Origin of the sequence: Priestia sp. 40 (genome assembly GCF_049368575.1) — a bacterium.
Classification (GTDB): Bacteria; Bacillota; Bacilli; order Bacillales; family Bacillaceae_H; genus Priestia; species Priestia zanthoxyli.
The window spans coordinates 224966-247500 of the sequence record NZ_JBMPZA010000015.1 but is presented as its reverse complement, the minus strand read 5'-3'; the positions used below and the strand labels follow the sequence as shown (position 1 = coordinate 247500).

Sequence of the window (22535 nt, the reverse complement as noted above, 5' to 3'; positions counted from 1 at the left end):
GTAAAAATGAGTTTAATTATATTTAAATCGTAAGTTTATTTGTGAAAATCACAAAAAACTATCGCATTTTTTGTGATTTTTGATAAAATGAACAAAGTGAAGTTTTTTTAATATTGTATTTTATAGATGTAATAGCGGTAAAAGTGCAGGTTTGGAACTTGCAGCATCAGATTTTTAGTACATACAATCTCTGGAATTATTTAGCTGAAAAATAACGTAATGCTACACAATTAGCCGCTATTAAATGAAATGGACATGTTAGGAGAGAGAATTATGCAAGGGAACACGCAAGAAAAAGAATTAAGCCGTGGACTTGAGGAAAGACATATTAGCTTAATGTCTTTAGGTGCAGCTATCGGAGTTGGACTGTTTCTAGGTTCTGCATCCGCTATTCGGTTAGCGGGTCCTGGTATTCTTATCATGTATGGAATCAGTGGTCTTATTATGTTTTTTATTATGAGAGCGCTAGGTGAAATGGCAGTACAAAATCCAGTTGCCGGTTCTTTTAGTAAGTATGCTAACGACTATTTAGGGCCACTTGCTGGTTATTTAACAGGCTGGAACTACTGGTTTATGTGGATTATTACATGTATGGCTGAAATTACAGCTGTTGGAGTATATATGGAGTTTTGGTTCCCGGGTGTACCTCAGTGGATATGGGCACTTGCAGCGCTCGTTATCATGACAGGGGTTAACTTTTTAGCTGTAAAAGCATATGGCGAACTAGAGTTTTGGTTTTCTCTTATTAAAGTAGTAACGATTATCCTTATGATTGTGCTTGGACTAGGCATGATTATCTTTGGAATTGGAAATGGCGGTATAGCAACAGGGATCAGTAATTTATGGAATCACGGGGGCTTTTTCCCGAATGGTATGAAAGGTGTTCTTTTATCACTTCAAATGGTTATGTTTGCTTACCTTGGTATTGAAATGATTGGGGTAACCGCAGGAGAGGTGAAAAATCCAGAAAAGACATTAACAAAAGCAATTGATAATGTACTGTGGAGAATTTTGATTTTTTACATCGGAGCTTTGTTTGTTATTATGTCTATTTATCCTTGGCCAGAGATCGGAACACAAGGAAGCCCATTTGTTTTAACCTTTGATAAAGCTGGAATTCCCGCTGCAGCAGGGATTATAAACTTTGTAGTGTTAACAGCGGCTTTATCTTCTTGTAACAGTGGAATTTTTAGTACAGGCCGTATGTTATTTAATTTAGCTCAGCACGGGGAAGCTCCAAAACGCTATGCCAACTTAACAAAAGGCGGCGTGCCTGGTGCAGCAGTTATTGCTTCAGCTGTTGTACTGCTACTCGGAGTTGGCTTAAACTATGTTGTTCCTGATAAGGTGTTCACGTGGGTAACAAGTATTGCTACTATTGGAGCGATTTGGACATGGGGAATTATTTTACTTTCCCAAATTCGCTTCCGCAAGGGATTAAGCGATCAGCAGGTAAGTGATTTAAAATATAAGCTTCCGTTTTTCCCGTATACGTCGTATCTCGCTCTTGCTTTCTTAGCGGGAGTAGTAGTGGTGATGAGTTTTTCCTCTGATACAAGAATAGCCCTTATTGTAGGTCCGGTATGGTTTGTTTTATTGGTTGTTGTCTACTACTCAAAAGGTTTTCATAAAAGATAAAAAATGAAGCTGAGACAAAAGTAGTTTCGTTGAAGGAAAATGCGAACGAGTTGAATTCTTGATTAAGAATCCAACTCGTTCGCATTTTTTTATGGTGAACATAGGGTTACTGTATGTAGGGCTTCTAGCTATTGATTGGAGGGTAAGGCGAAGACTCCTGGGGAAAAGTGAGACCCTGCAGGAGCGGAAGCAACGAGGAAGCTCACCGCCCTCGGAGAGCGAAGTCTTGCACGGAAATCAACAGCGGTGTAACAAGCGCAATCCATACGAGCTCATATATCCCGTTTGTTCATCTATAGATTAATGTAGTTATGTCTCAGCCGCATTTTTTTCCAAAAGAAAATGAAGGATTTATTATTTCACTTTTTGCTTTAGTGTGCTAATATATTATATTGTTAAACAAATGAAGAGATGAATGAAAAAACAAATAATTTTTACGTGTTAATAGATTAGCATCGCGCTTTCTATGTCAAAAGTTTAAGCTCTTAGAAAGCAAAAGGAGACACAGCAAATGAAAGATAAAAAATGGGGCCTTTGGTTTTTAACAGCCTTTGTAGTTGGTAACATGGTAGGCGGCGGAGTATTTATGCTTCCTTCTAATTTAGCAAACGTATCAAGTCCAATCGGTTCAACACTTGCTTGGATTGCAACAGGTCTTGGCGTGTTCATGATTGCTCTTGTATTCGGGAATTTAGTCATGAGAAAGCCCGAATTAAAAGGAGGGCCTCAAAGTTATGCAGCGAATCTTTTTTCATCACCTAAAGCGGGTAAAGTAGCAGGGTATAGCATGGCTTGGGGCTATTGGGCAGCTAACTGGGCTGCAACAGCATCTGTCATCATATCGTTTGCGGGATATTTAACAACGTTCTTTCCAGTAATGGAGAGTAAGGATATTTTATTTTCAGTCGGAAATTTTCAATTAGAAGCTGGAAAATTCATTACGTTTTTAGTATGTTCTATTGTCCTATGGGGAATTCAAGCTATTTTGCAGCGAGATATTAATAGCGCCGGTAATATTAACTTTATCACAACGGCAGCTAAAATTATTGGATTCGGTTTATTTATTGTTGTGGCGCTATCGCTATTTAGCGCATCCAATCTGGTCAGTACAGAATTTGTTAATTCAAAGGGTATAAATGTAGGATTGGGAAGTCAGGTCAATGGGGCAGCCATTGCTACGCTGTGGGCGTTTATCGGAATTGAATCGGCTGTACTGTTATCTAACCGTGCAAAATCACAAAAAGTAGTGAAGAAAGCAACGCTGCTTGGATTATTGATCTCAATGGTTATCTATGTGGGGATTACGCTTTTAGCTATGGGGATTCTTTCAACAGCTCAGCTTCAGCAGTCTCAAAAACCTTTGGTAGATACGTTAGAAATGGTGATTGGACATAAAGGTGCTTACGTAATGGCCATTTTAGCACTTATTTCTTTATTAGGTTCTACTGTTGGATGGATTGTTGTTAGTGCAGAAGTTCCTTATCAAGCAGCAAAATCAGGGTTGTTTCCACAGTGGTTTGCTAAAACGAATCAGAATAATAGTCCAGCCCGCTCACTAACATTAACAAATGGCTTAACACAGTTGTTTTTGTTCGCGACTATTTCAGGTACAGTTTCGCAAGCCTATAATTTCGCTATCGTTGTAGCTACTCTCGCTTATTTAGTTCCTTATTTCGTGACGACAGTTTATCAATTAAAGCTTATTGTGACGGGGGAGACGTACGACACGATTAAAGGATCGCGAGTAAAAGACGGAATCATTGCCTCGTTAGCACTTATTTATTCGCTTTGGGTGATTAAGACAGGTACAGCTGATTTAAAAACATTTTTCTTAGGTATTGGCTTATTTGTAATCGGACTGTTACTGTATCCTATCTTAATGAGACGAGGAAAAAGCACATCAGCTATGAAATAAATAAGAGGTTATCTCAAAAGCTTTGCAGAAAAGTCAGTTCTTCTGCAAGGCTTTTTTAGTGACTGAAAAAGTTGAGGAATTTGTGAAAGAAAAAATAATAAAAAAATGAAACTAATCTACAGGTTTATTCGTAATAGTAGTGTGGTAAATAAATAATGAAGAAAATCGGCAATGAAAATAATGACAGTGAAGGAACGAACTAATGTACTAGTTCACTTCAAAAAGTATATCATTCCGATGAAGTTTATAGTATAATGCAAATAGATATTATTTTTTAAAAGTAATTATAAAGTAGTATCGATTTTCATTATCAGTCATTAAATATTTACACTCGTTGAAGTTTGTATAAAACAACATGATTTACAGTTCATGTTTTAAATGTTATGACCGATTATGATAGAAGGAGTGAAGGAGTAAATGGTTACATTATATACATCACCAAGTTGTACATCTTGTCGTAAAGCGAAAGCTTGGTTAGAGGAAAATGATATTGGATATACAGAGCGTAATATCTTTTCAGAGCCGTTATCAATCGACGAGATTAAAGAAATTTTACGTATGACAGAAGATGGAACAGATGAAATCATTTCAACACGTTCGAAAACTTTCCAAAAACTAGACGTTCAGGTAGACGCTATGCCTTTGCAAGATTTGTATGAATTAATTCAGCAAAATCCTGGCTTATTGCGCCGTCCGATTATCATTGATGAAAAACGTCTACAAGTTGGTTATAATGAAGACGAGATCCGTCGTTTCTTACCACGTAAAGTGCGTACTTTCCAACTTCGCGAAGCTCAAAGACTTGTGAATGGTTAATTTTTATATTTGTCTGTTTAAGATTTAAATAAGAAACCAACCAAGTAACGTTTGCTTGAAGTTGGTATATAAAAAATAAGCAGCAGGGAGCCAGTGGCCCCCTGCTGCTTATTTTTTGTCGAAATAGCAGGGAAAATGAAGTATATATGTAATTAGTAAAGAAAGAGAGTAACTAAACATATAAAAGTGGTGGTGAACGGATTGGAGCTTTTACAGCTAAAATATTTCCAAGTAGTTGCTAGACTAGAACATATCAGTAAAGCGGCCGAAGAACTATACGTATCTCAGCCTGCGCTCAGCAAAACAATTTCACAGTTAGAAAAAGAGCTAGGCATTCGTTTGTTTGATCGAAACGGTAAATACATTAAATTAAATCGGTATGGTAAAGCATTCTGTGCCAAAGTAGAACTTGCTTTAAAAACATTGGAAGATGCAAAGCACGAGCTAAAGGATATGTCGAACGATCCATGTGAAGAAATTCGCCTTGTTGTATTAGCTAGTTCACATTTACTCCCAGAGCTATTAAGCAGGTTTCGTGAGCAATATCCTCAGGTGCGTTTTCGACTGATGCAGCATTTGACTAATTCTAATTCACAGCCTGATTTTGATTTATGTATTTCAGCTTTTCCATTAATAACCCGTCAGATCGAACATACCCATTTGCTTCGTGAATCGATTTTGCTTGCAGTGCCTCTTGATCATCCTTTAGCCAAGCAATCACGTGTAAAGTTAAGTGAACTCAAAAATGAGAAATTCATTGTGCTAAAGAAAGGGAAAGAGCTAAGGAAAATAACGGATGTAATTTGTAAGGAACAGAATTTTGTACCTCAAATTACGTTTGAAAGCGATGATCCAGCAACAGTGAGGGGGTTGATTAGAGCGAAGCAAGGAATAGGCTTTATTCCTGAAGTAACTTGGGGAGGTTCTACAGGAAAAGATGTAAAGCTGCTGAAGATGGAAGAGGAAACATTTGAACGTACTATCTTTTTAGCCTGGAACAATGGAGGCTACGTGACAGATTTACAACAAATCTTCAGGCAGTTTGTGATTGATTATTTTAAACATTTGCCCTCTGGTACGACTCATGAATACATATAAAAATCATGACTAAATGTCATGATTTTTATTCCTTTTTCGAATAAAGCTAAAGTGCACCGTAGAGAAAAGCTGCATTATGTCATTTTTGATATAAGTATATAACTAAAAATGCATAGGTTATTCAACTTTTTTCCTTTACACTATTTTTAAACTGTAAAGTAAACGCTTTCAATGATGGAGTGGGGAGGAAGTAATATGATAATCTTCGGTGTAGCGCTGCTGTCTATTTGCATGTTGATAGGGGTAATTGTAGGGGACGCATTAGGAGGGCTGATGGGAGTAGAAGCCAACGTTGGAGGAGTAGGGGTATCCATGCTTCTTCTTGTACTAGCGGTGGATTATTTAAAGAAGAAAAATAAGCTCCAAGTAAAATCCGAAGAAGGCATTGCTTTTTGGGGAGGTATTTATATTCCTATCGTGGTAGCAATGTCTGCACAGCAAAATGTTGTAGCTGCTCTTGATGGAGGAGGCATGGCCCTTCTTGCAGGGGTGGTAGTAGTCGTTGTAGGCTTTTTATCCATACCATTTATCAGCAGAATAGGAGAGAAAGCGAAGGTGAAAGAACAAGAAATAGAGCTTTCTATTTTACCTAAGGAGCAGATAAAATGATGAATATGATCAAAGAAGGATTAGAAAATAACGGACTGATTACGGCATTTGCTATTATTGGGATTGTCATGTATCTTGCTTATTTTTTATCAGATAAACTAACAAAAGGAAGAGTTCACGGATCTGCTATTGCTATTATGTTTGGATTGATCCTTGCTTATATCGGTGGAGTGAACACAGGAGGAGAGAAAGGAATTTCTGATGTACAGTTATTTTCAGGAATTGGTTTAATGGGCGGAGGGATGCTGCGAGATTTTGCCATTATTGCTACGGCGTTCGGCGCCAATTTTAGCGAAGTCAAAAAAACGGGAATCAGCGGGATTACGGCCTTGTTTTTTGGGGTTTTCTATTCCTTTGTAATAGGTGTAATTGTTGCTCTTTGTTTTGGATATAGAGATCCCATTGCTCTGACCACAATCGGAGGAGGAGCCGTGACCTATATTGTGGGGCCGGTTTCTGGAACTGCGATTGGAGCCTCTTCTGATATTATCGCGTTAAGTATAGCTGTAGGTTTAATTAAATCCATTTCAGTTATGATTTTGACACCGATATTTGCTAAGAAAATCAAACTAAACAACCCTCGTACAGCAATGATCTATGGAGGAGTTATGGGGACGACGAGCGGTGTAGCAGCTGGTTTAGCCGCGACAGATGTAAAACTTGTACCTTATGGAGCCATGACAGCTACATTTTATACAGGTCTGGGTTGCTTACTCGTACCATCTATTCTTTTTTTACTCACAGAGATTATTTTTTAAGTGTACAAAGTGTTTTATGAATAAAAGACTGCTGTGCTCATTAAACTAAAGAAAAGGCCATACTAAATAAAAATGTTTAGTATGGCCTTTTCTTTATCGTTTAGTTGAACGAAAGGTATTAACAACCATGCCGCTTATCAGCACAACAGCAATTGTTATAAACGGAATAAATGTTCCTAGAGATGTATGCTCTGCAAAGAATGAATGTAAGTTCTTTTCATGACCAATCATATTTCCAGCAGTATAAGCTAAAATAGCTGCTCCACCATAAACAAGCAGGGGAAATCGTTCCATCAAATACAAAATGAGCTTGCTTCCCCAAACAATAATGGGGACGGATACGAGTAATCCGGTAACAACCAAGATAATATTTCCATGAGCTGCGCCTGCTACAGCTATTACATTATCTAGTCCCATTACAATATCAGCAAATACAATCGTTCTTACAGCGGCCCCTAATGTCACACCTGCACGGATTGAAGATGCATCATCACCGTCTGATACAAGAAGCTTAAAGGCAATGATCACTAATAAAAAACCGCCGATGAGCTGCAAGTAAGGAATAGTTAGTAAATAAACAGCTAAAATAGTAAGTACAATGCGAACTATCACAGCTAAGCCAGTCCCTAAAAAAATAGCTTTATTTCGCTGATATTCAGGTAAGTTGCGGCTTGCTAAGGCAATAACAATAGCGTTGTCTCCACCTAATACAATATCGATACCGATAATAAGAAGAATGGAGGTTATTAATTCTAAATCCAATAGTCTTCCCTCCCAATATGTAAGGATAAGTAGCTCATATTGCTTTATCTGTGTTCATTTTTAACAAAAAGCGTTCATAGGGTAAAGAGATTATGTATATAACAAAGTAAGGTGTAAGGTGGCTATGAGTTGTCAGAGTATTTTTTATTTCCTTTCTTTCGCATTTTGTCATAAAATAGATATACAAGGTTCACTCAAATAGTGTATGCTTGTATATCCCAAGTTAGAATGCTTTACAAAGTGAGAAAGTACATGTAATATTGCTTTAACACGGGGGTAAAATAGTCCCTTCATCGTTTAGGGGTAATGTTCGAAATGGCCGGATTACCTTCACTGATTTTTCCGAAGGGAGAGATGATAATGGAAATCGAACGCATTAATGAAAACACAGTAAAATTCTTTGTCACTTACGTAGATATTGAAGAACGTGGATTTGATCGCAATGAAATTTGGTTTAGCCGAGAGCGCAGTGAAGAGCTATTCTGGGAGATGATGGACGAAATTCATCAAGAAGAAGAGTTTGTAGCAGAAGGTCCTCTTTGGATTCAAGTACATGCGCTTGAGAAGGGGCTAGAGGTTATTGTAACAAGAGCACAAGTTTCAAAAGACGGTCAAAAGTTCGAAGTACCTGTTGGTGAAAATGATAAAATCGATATCCCTGTAGATGGAAAAATTGAAGCGTTGCTTGATCATCAAGCAAATCAAAATAAAAAAGCTGATTTTGAAGAAGAAATTATAGAAGACGAAGGGCTACAGTTCGTCGCACGCTTTCAAGACTTAGAACATTTAATTTCCTTAAGTCACCATTTAGAGTTAGATGATATCATTAACAGCATGTACGTGTTTGAAGGGAAATATTATTTATACGTTGAGTTTACAGATGATGAAGATTTTGTAGCTGAAATTGATAACATTTTAAGTATCATTTTAGAATATGCAAATGAATCAAATGTAACAGTTCATCGTTTAATGGAATATGGAAAAGAATTAATCAGTGAAAATGCACTTGAACAAGTAAAGCAGTATTTTCCTTTACGATAATAGCAGCCGATTTCATGTATATGAAATCGGTCTTTGTTTTGCCCTCTTTTTTGGAAAAGCTCTCCGCTCATGTCGAACAATATAGGTGGAAAAAGCAGACGGCTGGTTCCTACACGGGAAAGTGTAGTGTTAAAATAACAAGTTTGAGGATAATAACGGTATAGAGACCTGTTATTAATGATGAAAGATTGGTTTTAGGATAGGTGAAAACAAGTTGAAAAATAGATTACAGCTTTTAATTTTTGTTGTTGGTATTATTGCTTTGCTTTATTTTACAAAAGGGTATTGGGACGGTAAATTTATTGGCGTGCTAAGTATCTTAATTACGATTAGTGTTGTTTTCATCGGTCTTGTTATTTCATTAGAAAACCGGCATCCAACTCAAACGCTAACGTGGCTCGTAGTATTAGGCGGTTTCCCGGTAATAGGGTTCTTTTTTTATTTGTTATTTGGACGCAATACGCGAAAACGGCGTTTATTTGCTAAAAAAGCAAAGCTGGATGAACAGGTGCTTTTAAAGATGGAAAGAGATTCCGGTATATTAGAAAATCACTTTGAACAGTTGGGTACCAGTAGAAAGCAAATGCTGAAGCTAGCCGTCAGGCTTGGCAAGAGTCCAATTTCTTTTTCATCAGATACGCGCGCATTGACGAATGGAAAAGAGACGTTTCACGAAATTATGGAATCATTAAAGCATGCAAGGCACCATATTCACTTAAAGTATTACATCGTACGACATGATCACTTAGGAGAACAAATTAAAGATATTTTAATTCAGAAAGTACAAGAAGGAGTTTATGTACGTTTCTTGTATGATGCCGTGGGCAGTTTTCAGCTTTCACCGCATTATATTCACGAGTTAAGAAACGCGGGCGTAGAAATGATTCCATTCTTGCCGGTCAGACTTCCCTTTCTTAATAATAAAATCAACTTCCGTAATCATCGTAAAATTGTAGTCATTGATGGAACAATTGGATTTGTAGGAGGTTTGAACATCGGTGATGAATATCTCGGGAAAAGTCGGCATTTCGGCTTTTGGAGAGATACACATTTGATGGTGAAGGGTGAGGCAGTCCGTTCATTGCAGCTTATTTTCTTGCAAGACTGGTATTATATGACAGGTCAGACGATGCTTACTCAAACGTATCTATCGCCGGATTTAATTGACATTGATATGGAAAAGTGCGGCGGTGTTCAAATGATTGCTGGCGGACCAGACCGTGAATGGGAAATTATCAAACACTTATTTTTTTCGATGATTACGTCTGCGAAAGAGTCCATTTGGATTGCTTCTCCTTACTTCATACCTGATGAAGATATTTTTACTTCCCTCAAAGTAGCTGCTCTAAGCGGTATAGATGTAAGGCTTCTTGTACCTCAGAAGCCTGATAAAAAAATTGTTTTTCATGCATCACGCTCTTATTTTCCGGAGCTGCTAGAAGCAGGTGTGAAAATTTACGAGTATAAAAAAGGATTTATGCACAGCAAGATTGTGATTGTTGATAGAGAAATTGCCTCTATTGGAACAGCTAACATGGACATGAGAAGCTTTCATTTGAATTTTGAAGTAAATGCTTTTTTATATCGCACAGCTAGTACCCAAAAGCTCGTATATGAATATATGCAAGATTTAGAAGAAACGAGTGAGCTTCACTTTAAAGACTTTGAAAAGCGGCCATTTATACAGCGGCTATTTGAATCAACGGCCCGTTTGCTTTCACCGCTATTATAATCCCTGAAAACCACATTGCGTATGCTGCAATGTGGTTTTTTCTTGAAAGAAAAGGGTTTAGTAGAAAGGCGTCGAATACAAGGATATAGCTCGCTACTATAGGAAGGAGAAATGTACGATTGTTAGTTGCCCGAACAGAAGAAGGCCTCATTTCACTAGCTCAGCGCTTTTCGCTTGAACAGCTTAAGCTGTGGAAAAAAGAAAAGCAGTTCTACTGTCCCTCTTGTCAAGCCCCTGTACAGTTAAAGGTAGGTACAAAAAAAATCCCTCATTTTGCTCACCTGAAAAAAACGTGCGTCGCTCAGCATGAAGGTGAAACAGATTATCACCTCGACGGAAAACGAAAGCTGTTTCACTGGTTTAGTTCTCATCTTGAAGTCGAGTTAGAAAGTTATCTTCCTGACATTATGCAACGTCCAGATCTTCTTGTAGATACGCCCTCGCAAAAATATGCAATCGAATTTCAATGTGCTTCCTTATCTTCCTCAGTGCTAACCAAACGTTCTATTCATTATGAGAAAGGAAATTATATGCCCCTTTGGATTATGGGGGCAAAAAGAATGAAGCGCTTATCCACTTATATGTATCAACTTTCTTTTCAAGAGTGGCAGTTTCTTACTCTTTACGATTATACGCCCACACTTCTTTATTTTTCACCTTCTACTAATCAACTGTTGAAACTTGAACATCTTATTCCTTTTTCGTCTCAGATTTGTTATGCACAGCTTGTCGTGCTCTCTCCTCATGAGCATACCTTTCATGATCTTTTTTCTACACATACACAACCTCAATTTTTCTCTTCATGGATAAAGAAAAAGAAGGCATGGAGAACGCATTATATCCTCTATCCTAATCAGAAGCTTCAGCCTTTTTTACAAGCTCTTTATGAAAATAATATTCCTCCCTCCCATATTCCAGCAGAAGCAGGCATACCGCTGCCTTCTTTATACATGGTTGAAACGTCTGCTACTATATGGCAAACGTGGCTGCTTCTTGATTTAATGCAGCAGAAGCAAGTAGGGGATTTAGTTACAGAAAAAGAGTTATGCCGGCTATGGCTCTACAGAATTCATAAGCGGCACATTGTATTTCGGTCTTTGCCGATGGCCCCTGTTGCTGTGGAACAGCCCCTGTTTGAGTATATAGAGGTATTATGCCGGTTAGGGATGCTAACGTATGTAACTTCTGGGGTATACAAAATCAGAAGGCACTACACGATTCCAAAGCAAACATCTGATGCTTTTTTAGAAGATGGACAAATGATGAAAAGGTGGTTAAATCAAGCAAAAGAAGTGACATAATCACTGAAAATCAGTACGCTTAAGAAAGAATCCTTTTTTCAAAAGCGTACTGACTTTTGATTAATTCTTTTAAAACAACATACAATAACGAAAGAAATAAAAAGGATTCGCCTTAGAAAAAGCGAACAGTTATAGACAGGTAGAAAAAGATGGAGGGATGACCATGAGTGAACAATCAAAAGTAAAAAAGTTACCAAGTAGAAGCGAGATAAAAGTAGAAGATACGTGGAAACTAGAAGATATTTTTGCTTCAGATGACGCATGGGAAAAAGAATTTGAAGAAGTAAAAGCTCTTATTCCGCAAATGGAGAAATTCAAAGGGAAACTTGGAGAGTCCGCTCAAACTTTATACGACGCTCTTCAAGAGCAAGACGAGCTCACAATGCGCGTTAGTAAACTTTATACATATGCTCATATGCGCTACGATCAAGATACCACTAACTCTTTTTATCAAGGGTTAAATGATCGTATCAAAACACTTTATACCCAAATTGCAAGTGCACTATCGTATGTAACACCAGAAATTTTGTCTATTGAAGAATCAAAAATTAAACAATACATGGCGGAACATAAAGAGCTAAAGTTATATGCTCATGCGTTAGATGAAATTACTCGCGAGCGTCCGCACATTTTATCAGAAAGCGAAGAAGCGCTTCTTGCTCAGGCTTCTGAAGTGCTAGGATCTTCAAGTAACACGTTTGGAATGCTAAACAACGCAGATTTAGAATTCCCTTCCATTAAAGACGAAAATGGAGAAGAAGTAGAAATTACGCACGGGCGCTATATTCGTTTCCTAGAAAGCAGCGATCGCCGCGTACGAGAAGAAGCGTTTAAAGCGGTTTACGAAACGTACGGTAAATTTAAAAATACGTTTGCAAGTACATTAAGCGGCACCGTGAAGAAAGATAATTTTAGCGCTCGCGTTCGTCACTATAATTCAGCTCGTCACTCAGCTCTTAGCACAAATAATATTCCAGAAGAAGTATACGATAACTTAGTTAAAACAGTGAACGATAATTTGCATTTACTGCATCGATATATTGATTTACGTAAGAAAGTATTGGGAATTGAAGAGCTTCATATGTATGATCTCTATACGCCTTTAGTAAAAGACGTAAAAATGGAAGTAACCTATGAAGAAGCTAAAGATTATATTTTAAAAGGTCTGAAACCACTAGGTGAAGACTACCTTAATGTGTTAAAAGAAGGATTTGAAAATCGTTGGGTAGACGTTCATGAGAACAAAGGCAAGCGAAGCGGTGCTTATTCTTCAGGAACGTACGGTACCAATCCTTATATCTTAATGAACTGGCAGGATAACGTAAATAACTTGTTTACACTAGCCCATGAATTTGGCCATTCTGTACACAGTTATTACACAAGAAAAACGCAGCCATATCCTTACGGAGATTATTCAATCTTCGTTGCAGAAGTAGCTTCCACGTGTAATGAAGCGCTTCTAAACAATTATTTACTAAAAACAATCGATGATGAAAAGCAGCGCTTGTACTTGCTTAACCATTATTTAGAAGGGTTCCGCGGTACTGTATTCCGTCAAACGATGTTTGCTGAATTTGAGCACGATGTGCACGTACGTGCTCAAAACGGAGAGCCGCTTACACCTGAATTATTAACAAAATTGTATTATGACTTAAATAAAAAGTATTTTGGAGACAATTTAGTAATTGACGAAGAGATTGGATTAGAATGGGCTCGTATTCCGCATTTCTACTACAATTACTACGTTTATCAATATGCTACAGGATTCAGTGCAGCAGCAGCATTAAGTAAGCAAATCCTTGAAGAAGGAGATGCAGCTGTTGAGCGCTATGTAGGTTTCTTAAAGTCAGGAAGCTCTGATTATCCAATTGAAGTGTTGAAAAAGGCAGGAGTGGATATGACAACATCTCAGCCTATTGAAGAAGCGCTAGCCGTATTTGAAGAGAAATTAACGGAAATGGAACGTTTATTAAATCAATAAAATTAAAATGAAGCAGGAGCTGTATCCTGCTTCATTTTTTAAATCCTCGAAATTTGTTGTGATTGTTAAGCAATGTAAAAATAATAAGAATAGCTAAAAATAAGAGAGGGCCTGCGATAATGAGAGGAACAAGCTGCATAAGAGATAAAATATAGAATAAAAAAGAAAACAAAAGAATAACAACCCCTAGAGTAATTCCAGCAATTTTCATAGTTAACACCTCTATTAAAAGCATAATTGGTTGTACTATATGAGTGAATCTGGCTGTTTATGAAGTTTTTTTATAAAAAAGTGAATAAAATTGAAAAAAGGGGTTGCCAAAAGTCGACATAATTTGCTATAGTATTAATCGTGAAGTTTATCACAAAACAAACATATACCCCTTTGTTTGACCGTGAAAAATTTCTCCCATCCCCTTGTTGTCTTAAGACAAACGAAAAGACTTGGCGAAAGCCAAGTCTTTTTTGTTTAGTTGATGCTTAGGAGAAGCATCAACATGTAATGATTAACAGCTCTTTTCAGTACTTCTCCAAAAGGTTCCGTATTTGACAGGAACTCTTTCAACAACTTGCTGAAGCTGAAGTTTTTTCAATTCTTTTTCAGCCTCTTCTAATGACAAACCATACACAACTGCAACTTCTTTTGAAGCAACAAATTGAAAATAGCTTAAAAATGAACGAAGAGGCGGAAGACAAGCTGGATCTGGGTCAATTTCTAACATCTCTTTAATGATGTGTACATATGTTTCGTACGAATAGTATCCTGATATCTTAATGCCTTCTTCTTCAACTTTTTCGTTGAAGAACACAAGAGTTGGAATCTCATCGACATCCATTTCCGACGTGATTTTTAAATCACATTGAAAGGCCTTCGCAGCGTAATCTGAATGCAAATCTTTTACAAATTCATTAACATCTAGCCCCACATGTTTTGCACATTGTATTAAGACAGATTCTTCTGTAACATTTTGTTTTTCTAAAAATACTACTTCTTGAAGTCTTCTCAAAAAGCGAATGCCCTGTTTCTTTCCTTGCAGACCGGCCGCTTTAATCGCAATTGATGCAGCGTAGGGAGTATCGATTGGGTTTTCAAGCCACAGATTGCCGTCACATGACATACCGGAGCGGCTTCCAGTTTTCTCCCACGATTTTGCAATATGTTCAAATTTCTGCTGTGCTCCAATATTTAATTGCTGTAAGTTTCCGCCAAGCACATGCTTGAGGGATAACAGCTGACCATATTCTATTTGTAACTTCTTTAGAATAGGCTCGAGTGCCCAGCATTCGGGGCAAAGAGGGTCAACAAATACATAGATTTCAAGCGGCTTTTTATTTGAACCTTGACAAAGCTGATGCAAGGATGGGTATTGGCTATTTAGATTACTCAATGTGAAAATCCTTTCTCATCTGTCTGTTCCGGTGAATTAATCATGTGTTGGGCAGTTAAAATAAGACGATGATAAAGTTCATCTCTCTCAGGGCCTTCTAAATTAATTTCGTCCATTGCTTCATGCATGCACGTCAGCCAGGCTTTGGCTCTTGACGGTGTAATTTCAAAAGGAAGATGCCTAGCTCTCAGCATAGGGTGACCATGCTCTTCAGTGTATAACGAAGGCCCTCCTAAATATTGTGTCAGAAATTGCTTTTGCTTTCGTGCTGTTTCTGTTAAATTATCAGGAAAAATTGGCGCGAGCTCAGGATGTTGTCCAACGCGTGTATAAAAAGCATCAACAAGTTTTGAAATCGTATGTTCACCGCCTAATAATTCGTAAGGGGAGTGGATTTTTTCTCTCATGTTGATAACTCCTTTGTTATAAGAAATATACGTCTTAACTCTTTGGTGTTTTTTACTTTCCTTAATTTTAGCAGTGTCATTTCGTTAACTCAAACTATCCGCTTACTTCTTCTACTGGAAAAGAGATAAAGTGGAATTTTACATAAGAAAAGTCTATGTTGCTGTGGCGAATCACTAATTATGAGAAACAAAGGAATACTTTCACAAACGTTTCCTTCTATTTATATAGTGTAACCTCGACAAACTATAGCCATTCCACGTTCGAGTGGCCAATGCTTTGGCTCTTTTACACAAGATAAGAAGACATAATTTTATTTACATATTTTTGCGTTTCTTGAAAAGGAGGTACTCCGCCGTATTTATCGACATTACCTGGTCCAGCATTATAGGCCGCCAACGCTAATTTCACATTTCCGTTGTATTTATCTAACATTTGCCGAAGATATTTGGCTCCGCCAAATACATTTTGCTTGGAGTCGTACGGATCTCCTACACCAAGAGCTTTAGCCGTTGCTGGCATTAGCTGCATAAGCCCAGCCGCTCCTACAGAACTTTTGGCAGATGGATTAAAGTTTGATTCTTGTTTAATAACAGAACGAATAAGTTTAGGATCCAGCTGGTAGCGTGCAGCTGCTTCTGTGATTATTGTTTGTACATCCTGAGAACTGGACTTTGCGGTTTCGTTTTTTTGTGCTGGTAAAGCAGCATTTGAAGCCGCTGTCTTACCTGAGGAAGAAACAGATGGCTCGGACTGGATTTGAACCGCCGTAGATGGAAACATCTGCGCTGCCTTCAAGTAAAGATTAGTACTCATTTGAGGCTCTTGATTGACGTAGTCTTGAAAAAGCTGAGCAAATACAGAGAGTAAAGTTGTACCAAGCATCACGTTAGCTGTTGGCAGCTGGTTGTTAACTGAAAATGGCTGAGTGCCAGGAATTTGAACGGAAGACATGTAATTGTTAATATTCATGCTCATGAATTTATTCTCCATCCATTAACGTATACTTTCGCTTGTAAAACCGGCGAATTTTGTTTTCCGTTGGTTTCTTTTTAATATCAAGCTCCGCAAGTAATTGCTCAAAATATTTGGCTCCTTCATTGGCATCGGTTACTTCGTATTCAAGTTCATAATCCTCAGCACCTAGATAAAAGCTATGATCGAGTACAAGTAACCCGTTTTTATATGGAATTTCTGCTCGACTTGTACGCAAAGTGCCAAAATAAGTTAGCGCATGGCTCTTGACTTGTAAATCATTAATAAGCTGTTGAATTGTTGGCGGAATCTTGGCGCTGCCATCTAGCAATTCTTTAGCTTGTTCATTTGTTAATGCTTCATGTGTTTCTAAAAGACCCTCTTGATGAGGCTGTTTGAGCGTGAGAACGAACTTATCTTTTTTGCTTCGAATTCGCAGAGCAGCCCCGCAGTCTTTTAATGAGAAAGCAGGTGTATCAAAATAGTGGTTTTCTTGAGAAACAAACTGATCTTCAGTTAATTGAAAGTGTGAGCGGAGACGATCAAACTCTTCTTTCGTTACTATATTTTTAAATTCAATTTCAATTTCTTGTTTCAATGAAATCATCCTTTTAATTTAGGTCTTTTGGTAAGTCACTTTCCATCTTAATTTATCACACTTTTTGAGACAGTAAAACTACATTTCCTAACAGGAATATCCATATGGGGAACTTGGAAAATGAAGAAATACGGATTGTTTAGGTTTTACCTTTATTAAACGTTCCTGGAATGTGTTAAAATAGTAACGAATTGTATAGTTGGAAGGAGTTTATTTATGCACAATCGAATTGACATCACTACCTGTGTGATGAAATCAAATGAATTACATTTAAAAGCAGACCCTATTGAGACGGAAATTGAACAATTGGAAGATACAAAACAAATGCTTGTTGACTCAGATAACATGTCATTTGTATATGTTGTAGATATTAATGATCAATTTATGTATGTTGGCCTTAGTGATAATATTTGGGCAAATTTAAAGCACGTCTTACATAAAGATATGAAAGTATTTTTAGAAATTAATAAGGAAGTAATTGAGCTATCAGCCGTTAAAGAAGAGCTATCTTATCTCATCAGTAACATCGAAGGAAATGTGAATTATGGAGACGAGATGGTAGCAAGAGTAGAGGAAGTTTTTTTAGATAAAGAAAATAAGTAATAGAGAGAAAAAAGGGGGGTGTTATTAATGATCAGGCATTGGGATTTATTTTTAGCACCGTATAAACAAGCCGTTGAAGAACTTAAGGTGAAATTAAAAGGAATTCGTTCACAGTATGATATGAAGTCTACGCATTCACCTATTGAATTCGTGACGGGACGAGTAAAGCCTATCGCCAGTATTTTGGATAAAGCAACTCGAAAAGGAATTTCTCTCGATCGCTTAGAGGAAGAGATGCAGGACATTGCGGGACTCCGTATGATGTGTCAATTTACGGACGATATTAAAGCGGTCGTAGAGCTCCTTCGTCAGCGCACAGACTTTGAATTGATTGAAGAAAGAGATTATATTCTTCATAAAAAAGAAAGCGGCTATCGTTCATATCATGTGGTCGTATGTTATCCTGTTCAGACAATTAAAGGTGAAAAGAAAATTTTAGTGGAAATTCAAATTCGTACACTGGCTATGAATTTTTGGGCTACAATTGAGCATTCTTTAAATTATAAGTACAGCGGGAAATTTCCTGAGAATATCAAAAAGCGACTTCAGCGTGCTTCTGAAGCGGCTACTCAGCTCGATGAAGAAATGTCTCAAATACGAGGTGAGATTCAAGAAGCTCAGGCTATTTTCTCACGAAAAAAAGAATCGGCGGAAGAATCTTAGGTATGACTCAGCAACAGCTTTGTACATTGGATGGATAGGGGGAGAGAATTAGGTGGAGAAAATAAAATTTGCTATTACATCAAAAGGCAACCAAATATCAAATACGCTTATGCAAAAAATGAAAACGTATTTATTAGATTTTCATTTAGAATATGATGAAAACCAGCCTGATATTGTAGTGTCAGTAGGAGGGGATGGAACGCTTCTCTATGCGTTTCACCGCTATCGAAACCGACTTGACAAGACGGCTTTTATTGGGGTTCATACCGGCCATTTAGGCTTTTACGCAGATTGGACACCTGATGAGATTGAGAAGCTGGTGATTGCTATTGCAAAGACACCCTATCAGACTGTAGAGTATCCACTGCTCGAAGTGATTATTCGCTACACAAACGGTGGACGCGAAGCTCAATACTTAGCTCTGAATGAATGTACGGTAAAAAGTGTAGAAGGTTCTTTAGTAATGGATGTGGAAATTAAAGGGCAGCGATTTGAGACCTTCCGAGGAGACGGTCTTTGCGTATCCACGCCCTCGGGAAGTACAGCTTATAACAAATCCCTTGGAGGCGCGATTTTACATCCTTCGCTTCAAGCTATTCAAATTGCTGAAATGGCTTCTATTAACAATCGAGTGTTCCGTACGATAGGTTCTCCATTGGTTCTTCCTGGACATCATACAGCGCTGTTAAAGCCTGTTAACGACGCAGACTTTCAAATTACCATTGATCATTTAACTCTTTTACATAAAGATGTAAAGTCGATTCAATTTCGGGTAGCAAGCGAAAAAATTCGATTTGCTCGCTTTCGTGCGTTTCCTTTCTGGCAGCGTGTCAGAGACTCTTTTGTATGTGATGATTAAAGGCAGGGAAGAGAATGAAACAAGTTTTTACGTTGAGTTGGACCGTAGATCATTCTTTCGAGGGTGTAGCGGTTCGTGAATTTTTAAAAAAACATGATATTTCCAAAGCTTCTCTGACGGACATTAAGTTTAGAGGAGGAGCAATTGAAGTAAATGGAAAGCATGCAACTGTTCGATATATTTTGCAAAAAGGTGACGAAATCAAGGTGGCGTTTCCACCAGAAAAAGCAAGTGAAAGCCTTCTTCCTAAAGCTATACCTTTGGATATTATATACGAAGATGAGTATATTTTAGTTTTGAATAAGCAGCCAAACATGCCAAGTATACCTTCTCGAGAACATCTAACGTGGTCACTAAGTAATGCTGTGCTCTATTATTATGAGGAAAATAACATTAACTCGACTGTTCATCTTGTAAATAGGTTGGACCGAGACACATCTGGACTGCTTATTGTCGCTAAGCATAGGCACGTTCATTACTTATTCTCTAAAGCACAAAAAGAACATGAAATTAAACGCGTGTACCGAGCTTTTGTTCATGGTAAGCTTGTTGGCAAAGAAACGATAGAGGCTCCGATTGGCCGAAAAGAGTCAAGTATCATCGAACGAGAAGTAAGAGAAGATGGGCAATTTGCTATTACACACTACACGGCGCTTCGTCAGTATTCTTCTTTTACAGAAGTTGCTCTTTCGCTTGAGACAGGGAGAACTCACCAAATTCGTGTTCATATGGCTTATAAAGGATATCCACTGCTTGGAGATACCTTATATGGCGGAACGAATCATCTTATTTCTCGTCAAGCTCTTCACAGCTATGAGCTCACTTTTTTTCATCCTTTTTTACAAAAAACTTTGTCTTTTACAGCACCTTTGCCGCCAGATATGCAGAAACTTCAAATCGTAAAAGAAAGTCGCTTTTTTTAATGAAAAGCGACTTTCTTTTTACACGAAGTGATTAAATTTTTCCTCTACATGAGGCATAGATGAAGGCACCGATATAATATTTCCTTCAGGATACTGAAACGCCGTTAAAGCCCCTCCAAAAACTGCGCCTGTATCAATATTAATGGTATTATGAATTTTTCTGGCTTTTACTACAGGTGTATGTCCATACACGATAAAAGGTTTTCCGTTATAATGGTTGGCCCAATCCCGTCGGACAGGCATGCCATTTGGATGTTTTTCACCCGTAATGTCTCCGTATAGCACAAAGGTTTTTACTTTTTTATCCGTTCTGCCAATGTATTCAGCTTTAAGACCGGCGTGAGCAATAATTAATTGGTTTTGATCAAGCTGCACATATAGAGGTGATTGTTCATAAAGCTCAATGAACTTTTTTTTAATGAATTTTTGTTCTCTGGAAGGTAAAGCTTCGTACTCAGCAACTGTCGTTTCTAACCCATGAGTAATTTGCACTTTGTTACCGCAAAAGAAGCGATATAGCTTATTGCAGTGATTGCCTGGACAGTAGTAAGCTTGCTGGTGCTTTATTACAAGTGACCATACGAGTTCAATTACTTTTAGTGAATGAGGTCCTCGGTCTGTTAAATCACCTACAAATCCAAGGCGCCGTCCGTCAGAGTGGACAGGAATCCCATTTTGCCACTCATACCCAAGTTTTTCTGTTAACGCTTTTAATTCATCATAGCACCCATGGATATCACCTATTATATCTACTTTCATCTTTTATCCACATCCTTAAAAGGTTTTTCCTTTGACGATATAAAATTACCCTTATATGGAGCAAACTATGTGTAGAACTTATATATTATTGGGAAAAGAGTAAAGAGCTGTGAGTTGAAAAAAAACAAAATTCATCATAAAGTTAAATGAGTTTTGTACGACAGGGAGGTTGAAGACATGACAGATTCAATTGAAAAAGAAGAAAAAGCATGGTTCGCCGAACATTTATTATCACTTTTAGAAAAAAATGAAATCGATGCATTTCGTGAAGAATTTTTACATATGCATACGTATGACCAAGCTCAATTTTTTGAAGAATTAGATGAGCCTTCTAGATTTGCGCTGTACGAGATGTTATCTCCGGAAGAAATGGCGGATATCTTTGAAAATGTAGAGATACGAGAAGAAGATTATCAAGAAATTCTCTCAGAAATGCATCCCAATTTTGCAGCAGACATGCTGTCGGAAATGTCGGCGGATGATGCCGTTGATGTATTAAATGAATTGGATAAAGAACAAGTGGCGAGCTATTTAACAATTATGGATGAAGAAGCAGCCGATGAAATTAAAGAGCTGCTTCATTACGAGGAATATACCGCTGGAAGTATTATGACGACTGAGTTTGTGGCCATTCGTGAAAATCAAACCGTACATTCAGCTATGCACATTCTACGCAGGGAAGCTCCAGAAGCGGAAACGATTTATTACGTATTTGTTATTGATGAACAAAAGCATCTAGCAGGTGTTATTTCTCTTCGTGATTTAATTATAGCAGATGAAGATACGATGATAAGCGAAGTTATGAATGAACGAGTCGTATCCGTGTCAGTAGCAGAAGACCAAGAAGAAGTTGCGCGTATTATGCGCGATTACAACTTTCTTGCGCTTCCAGTTGTTGATTTTCAGCAGCATCTTCTCGGGATTATTACGGTTGATGATGTGATGGATGTTCTTGATGAAGAGGCATCGGATGACTATTCTAAATTAGCCGGTATTAGTGATGTAGATGATACGATTGACCACAATCCTTTAGTAGCGGCCAAAAAGAGGCTGCCTTGGCTTATCATTTTGCTGTTTTTAGGAATGATGACAGCGAGCTTAATTGGACGTTTTGAAGATACGTTGAATCAAGTAGCTATTTTAGCTGTATTTATACCTTTGATTGGCGGTATGGCTGGTAATACAGGAACACAAGCACTAGCCGTTGCGGTTCGCGGACTGGCGACGGGAGAAATCGAAGAAGAAAGCAAATTTAAGCTGTTAATCCGAGAAGCAGCTACCGGAATGATTACGGGCGCATCATGTGGACTTTTAGTTGTATTAATTGTTTATATTTGGCAAGGAGATCTGATTTTAGGCGCTTTGGTAGGCGTCTCTGTATTTTCAACATTAATTGTGGCTACACTAGCAGGAGCGTTTATCCCGCTTCTCATGCACAGGTTCAAAATTGACCCTGCAGTCGCATCAGGGCCATTTATTACAACCATCAATGATCTTATCAGTATTTTAATTTACTTCGGTCTAGCGACAACATTTATGAGTTATTTAAAATAATGAAGGGACTTTAGAATTCGACATGAGTAATCATGTCGGATTTTCATTATCAGTTCATATAGTTGACAGAGAACCTTCAAGCTTTTATGATTAACCTTTAATTTTGAATACTAACGTCTTCGTTTTATAAATAGCGAAGGTAAAAGGAGGGGAATCTA

The 22535-nt window shown here is 37.8% G+C and carries 22 protein-coding genes; 15 read left to right on the top strand and 7 right to left on the bottom strand.

The genetic code is table 11. The features are described 5' to 3' along the window. The first annotated feature begins 273 nt into the window (after nucleotides 1–273). The 6 genes from ACO1DI_RS16130 to madM all read left to right on the top strand — a co-directional run bounded on the left by ACO1DI_RS16130 (nucleotide 274) and on the right by madM (nucleotide 6834). Nucleotides 274–1638 carry an amino acid permease gene (locus tag ACO1DI_RS16130; RefSeq protein ID WP_014461581.1) on the top strand — a complete coding sequence of 455 codons (1365 nt, stop codon included), beginning with the start codon at nucleotides 274–276 and terminating at the stop codon, nucleotides 1636–1638. A 511-nt stretch (nucleotides 1639–2149) separates the two neighbouring features. Further along, nucleotides 2150–3553: an amino acid permease gene (locus ACO1DI_RS16125; RefSeq protein WP_014461580.1), complete on the top strand. Its 1404-nt coding sequence runs from the start codon at nucleotides 2150–2152 to the stop codon at nucleotides 3551–3553. 417 nt (nucleotides 3554–3970) lie between these two features. Then, complete coding sequence (gene spxA / locus ACO1DI_RS16120) at nucleotides 3971–4369, top strand: transcriptional regulator SpxA (RefSeq protein WP_013055422.1); 399 nt, start codon at nucleotides 3971–3973, stop codon at nucleotides 4367–4369. Between the two features lie 201 nt (nucleotides 4370–4570). Continuing rightward, on the top strand, nucleotides 4571–5467 hold the full coding sequence (locus ACO1DI_RS16115; protein WP_208732732.1) for a LysR family transcriptional regulator: 897 nt from the start codon (nucleotides 4571–4573) through the stop codon (nucleotides 5465–5467). 195 nt (nucleotides 5468–5662) lie between these two features. After that, a complete protein-coding gene (madL, locus tag ACO1DI_RS16110) occupies nucleotides 5663–6076 on the top strand; it encodes a malonate transporter subunit MadL (RefSeq protein WP_013055424.1) in 414 nt (137 codons plus the stop codon). Continuing rightward, nucleotides 6073–6834, top strand: a complete 762-nt coding sequence (gene madM / locus ACO1DI_RS16105) for a malonate transporter subunit MadM (protein WP_423145469.1) — start codon at nucleotides 6073–6075, stop codon at nucleotides 6832–6834. Before madL ends, madM begins: the two co-directional genes overlap by 4 nt. Before the next feature lie 93 nt (nucleotides 6835–6927). On the opposite strand, the gene ACO1DI_RS16100 is transcribed toward madM, so the two are convergent. After that, nucleotides 6928–7596: a TerC family protein gene (locus ACO1DI_RS16100; RefSeq protein ID WP_221780425.1), complete on the bottom strand. Its 669-nt coding sequence runs from the start codon at nucleotides 7594–7596 to the stop codon at nucleotides 6928–6930. A 360-nt stretch (nucleotides 7597–7956) separates the two neighbouring features. On the opposite strand from ACO1DI_RS16100, the gene mecA reads away from it, so the two are divergent. From mecA to pepF, 4 genes are all read left to right on the top strand, one after another. After that, the gene (gene mecA, locus ACO1DI_RS16095) at nucleotides 7957–8637 is read left to right on the top strand and encodes an adaptor protein MecA (RefSeq protein WP_013055427.1); all 681 of its coding nucleotides are present in this window, start codon (nucleotides 7957–7959) and stop codon (nucleotides 8635–8637) included. Nucleotides 8638–8851: 214 nt separating this feature from the next. Beyond that, nucleotides 8852–10369 carry a cardiolipin synthase gene (gene cls / locus ACO1DI_RS16090; protein ID WP_423145468.1) on the top strand — a complete coding sequence of 506 codons (1518 nt, stop codon included), beginning with the start codon at nucleotides 8852–8854 and terminating at the stop codon, nucleotides 10367–10369. 119 nt (nucleotides 10370–10488) lie between these two features. Next, nucleotides 10489–11670, top strand: a complete 1182-nt coding sequence (locus ACO1DI_RS16085) for a competence protein CoiA (RefSeq protein ID WP_042992327.1) — start codon at nucleotides 10489–10491, stop codon at nucleotides 11668–11670. A 163-nt stretch (nucleotides 11671–11833) separates the two neighbouring features. Continuing rightward, the gene (pepF, locus tag ACO1DI_RS16080; protein ID WP_423145466.1) at nucleotides 11834–13651 is read left to right on the top strand and encodes an oligoendopeptidase F; all 1818 of its coding nucleotides are present in this window, start codon (nucleotides 11834–11836) and stop codon (nucleotides 13649–13651) included. A gap of 31 nt (nucleotides 13652–13682) precedes the next feature. Here pepF and ACO1DI_RS16075 read toward each other — a convergent pair whose 3' ends face one another. The 5 genes from ACO1DI_RS16075 to ACO1DI_RS16055 form a co-directional block, all read right to left on the bottom strand. Continuing rightward, nucleotides 13683–13862, bottom strand: a complete 180-nt coding sequence (locus ACO1DI_RS16075) for a hypothetical protein (protein WP_014461572.1) — start codon at nucleotides 13860–13862, stop codon at nucleotides 13683–13685. 294 nt (nucleotides 13863–14156) lie between these two features. After that, the gene (locus ACO1DI_RS16070) at nucleotides 14157–15008 is read right to left on the bottom strand and encodes a ClpXP adapter SpxH family protein (RefSeq protein ID WP_013055432.1); all 852 of its coding nucleotides are present in this window, start codon (nucleotides 15006–15008) and stop codon (nucleotides 14157–14159) included. 26 nt (nucleotides 15009–15034) lie between these two features. Then, a complete protein-coding gene (locus ACO1DI_RS16065; protein WP_014461570.1) occupies nucleotides 15035–15445 on the bottom strand; it encodes a hypothetical protein in 411 nt (136 codons plus the stop codon). Nucleotides 15446–15731: 286 nt separating this feature from the next. Beyond that, nucleotides 15732–16421 (bottom strand): lytic transglycosylase domain-containing protein, encoded by a 690-nt coding sequence (locus tag ACO1DI_RS16060; protein ID WP_014461569.1) that lies wholly within the window; start codon nucleotides 16419–16421, stop codon nucleotides 15732–15734. Nucleotides 16422–16425: 4 nt separating this feature from the next. Next, a complete protein-coding gene (locus tag ACO1DI_RS16055; protein ID WP_182421376.1) occupies nucleotides 16426–17016 on the bottom strand; it encodes a CYTH domain-containing protein in 591 nt (196 codons plus the stop codon). 216 nt (nucleotides 17017–17232) lie between these two features. Between ACO1DI_RS16055 and ACO1DI_RS16050 the strand changes: the two genes are divergently transcribed. The 4 genes from ACO1DI_RS16050 (at nucleotide 17233) to ACO1DI_RS16035 (ending at nucleotide 20064) form a co-directional block, all read left to right on the top strand. Beyond that, entirely contained in the window at nucleotides 17233–17619 is a 387-nt protein-coding gene (locus ACO1DI_RS16050; protein ID WP_014461567.1) for a hypothetical protein, read from the top strand. A 27-nt stretch (nucleotides 17620–17646) separates the two neighbouring features. Continuing rightward, nucleotides 17647–18282 (top strand): GTP pyrophosphokinase, encoded by a 636-nt coding sequence (locus tag ACO1DI_RS16045; protein WP_014461566.1) that lies wholly within the window; start codon nucleotides 17647–17649, stop codon nucleotides 18280–18282. A 61-nt stretch (nucleotides 18283–18343) separates the two neighbouring features. Then, the gene (locus ACO1DI_RS16040) at nucleotides 18344–19141 is read left to right on the top strand and encodes an NAD kinase (RefSeq protein WP_423145524.1); all 798 of its coding nucleotides are present in this window, start codon (nucleotides 18344–18346) and stop codon (nucleotides 19139–19141) included. 14 nt (nucleotides 19142–19155) lie between these two features. After that, complete coding sequence (locus ACO1DI_RS16035; protein WP_423145465.1) at nucleotides 19156–20064, top strand: RluA family pseudouridine synthase; 909 nt, start codon at nucleotides 19156–19158, stop codon at nucleotides 20062–20064. Between the two features lie 18 nt (nucleotides 20065–20082). On the opposite strand, the gene prpE is transcribed toward ACO1DI_RS16035, so the two are convergent. Continuing rightward, nucleotides 20083–20823, bottom strand: a complete 741-nt coding sequence (gene prpE, locus ACO1DI_RS16030) for a bis(5'-nucleosyl)-tetraphosphatase PrpE (RefSeq protein WP_423145464.1) — start codon at nucleotides 20821–20823, stop codon at nucleotides 20083–20085. 177 nt (nucleotides 20824–21000) lie between these two features. On the opposite strand from prpE, the gene mgtE reads away from it, so the two are divergent. After that, nucleotides 21001–22377, top strand: a complete 1377-nt coding sequence (gene mgtE, locus ACO1DI_RS16025; RefSeq protein ID WP_014461563.1) for a magnesium transporter — start codon at nucleotides 21001–21003, stop codon at nucleotides 22375–22377. Nucleotides 22378–22535 lie beyond the last annotated feature (158 nt).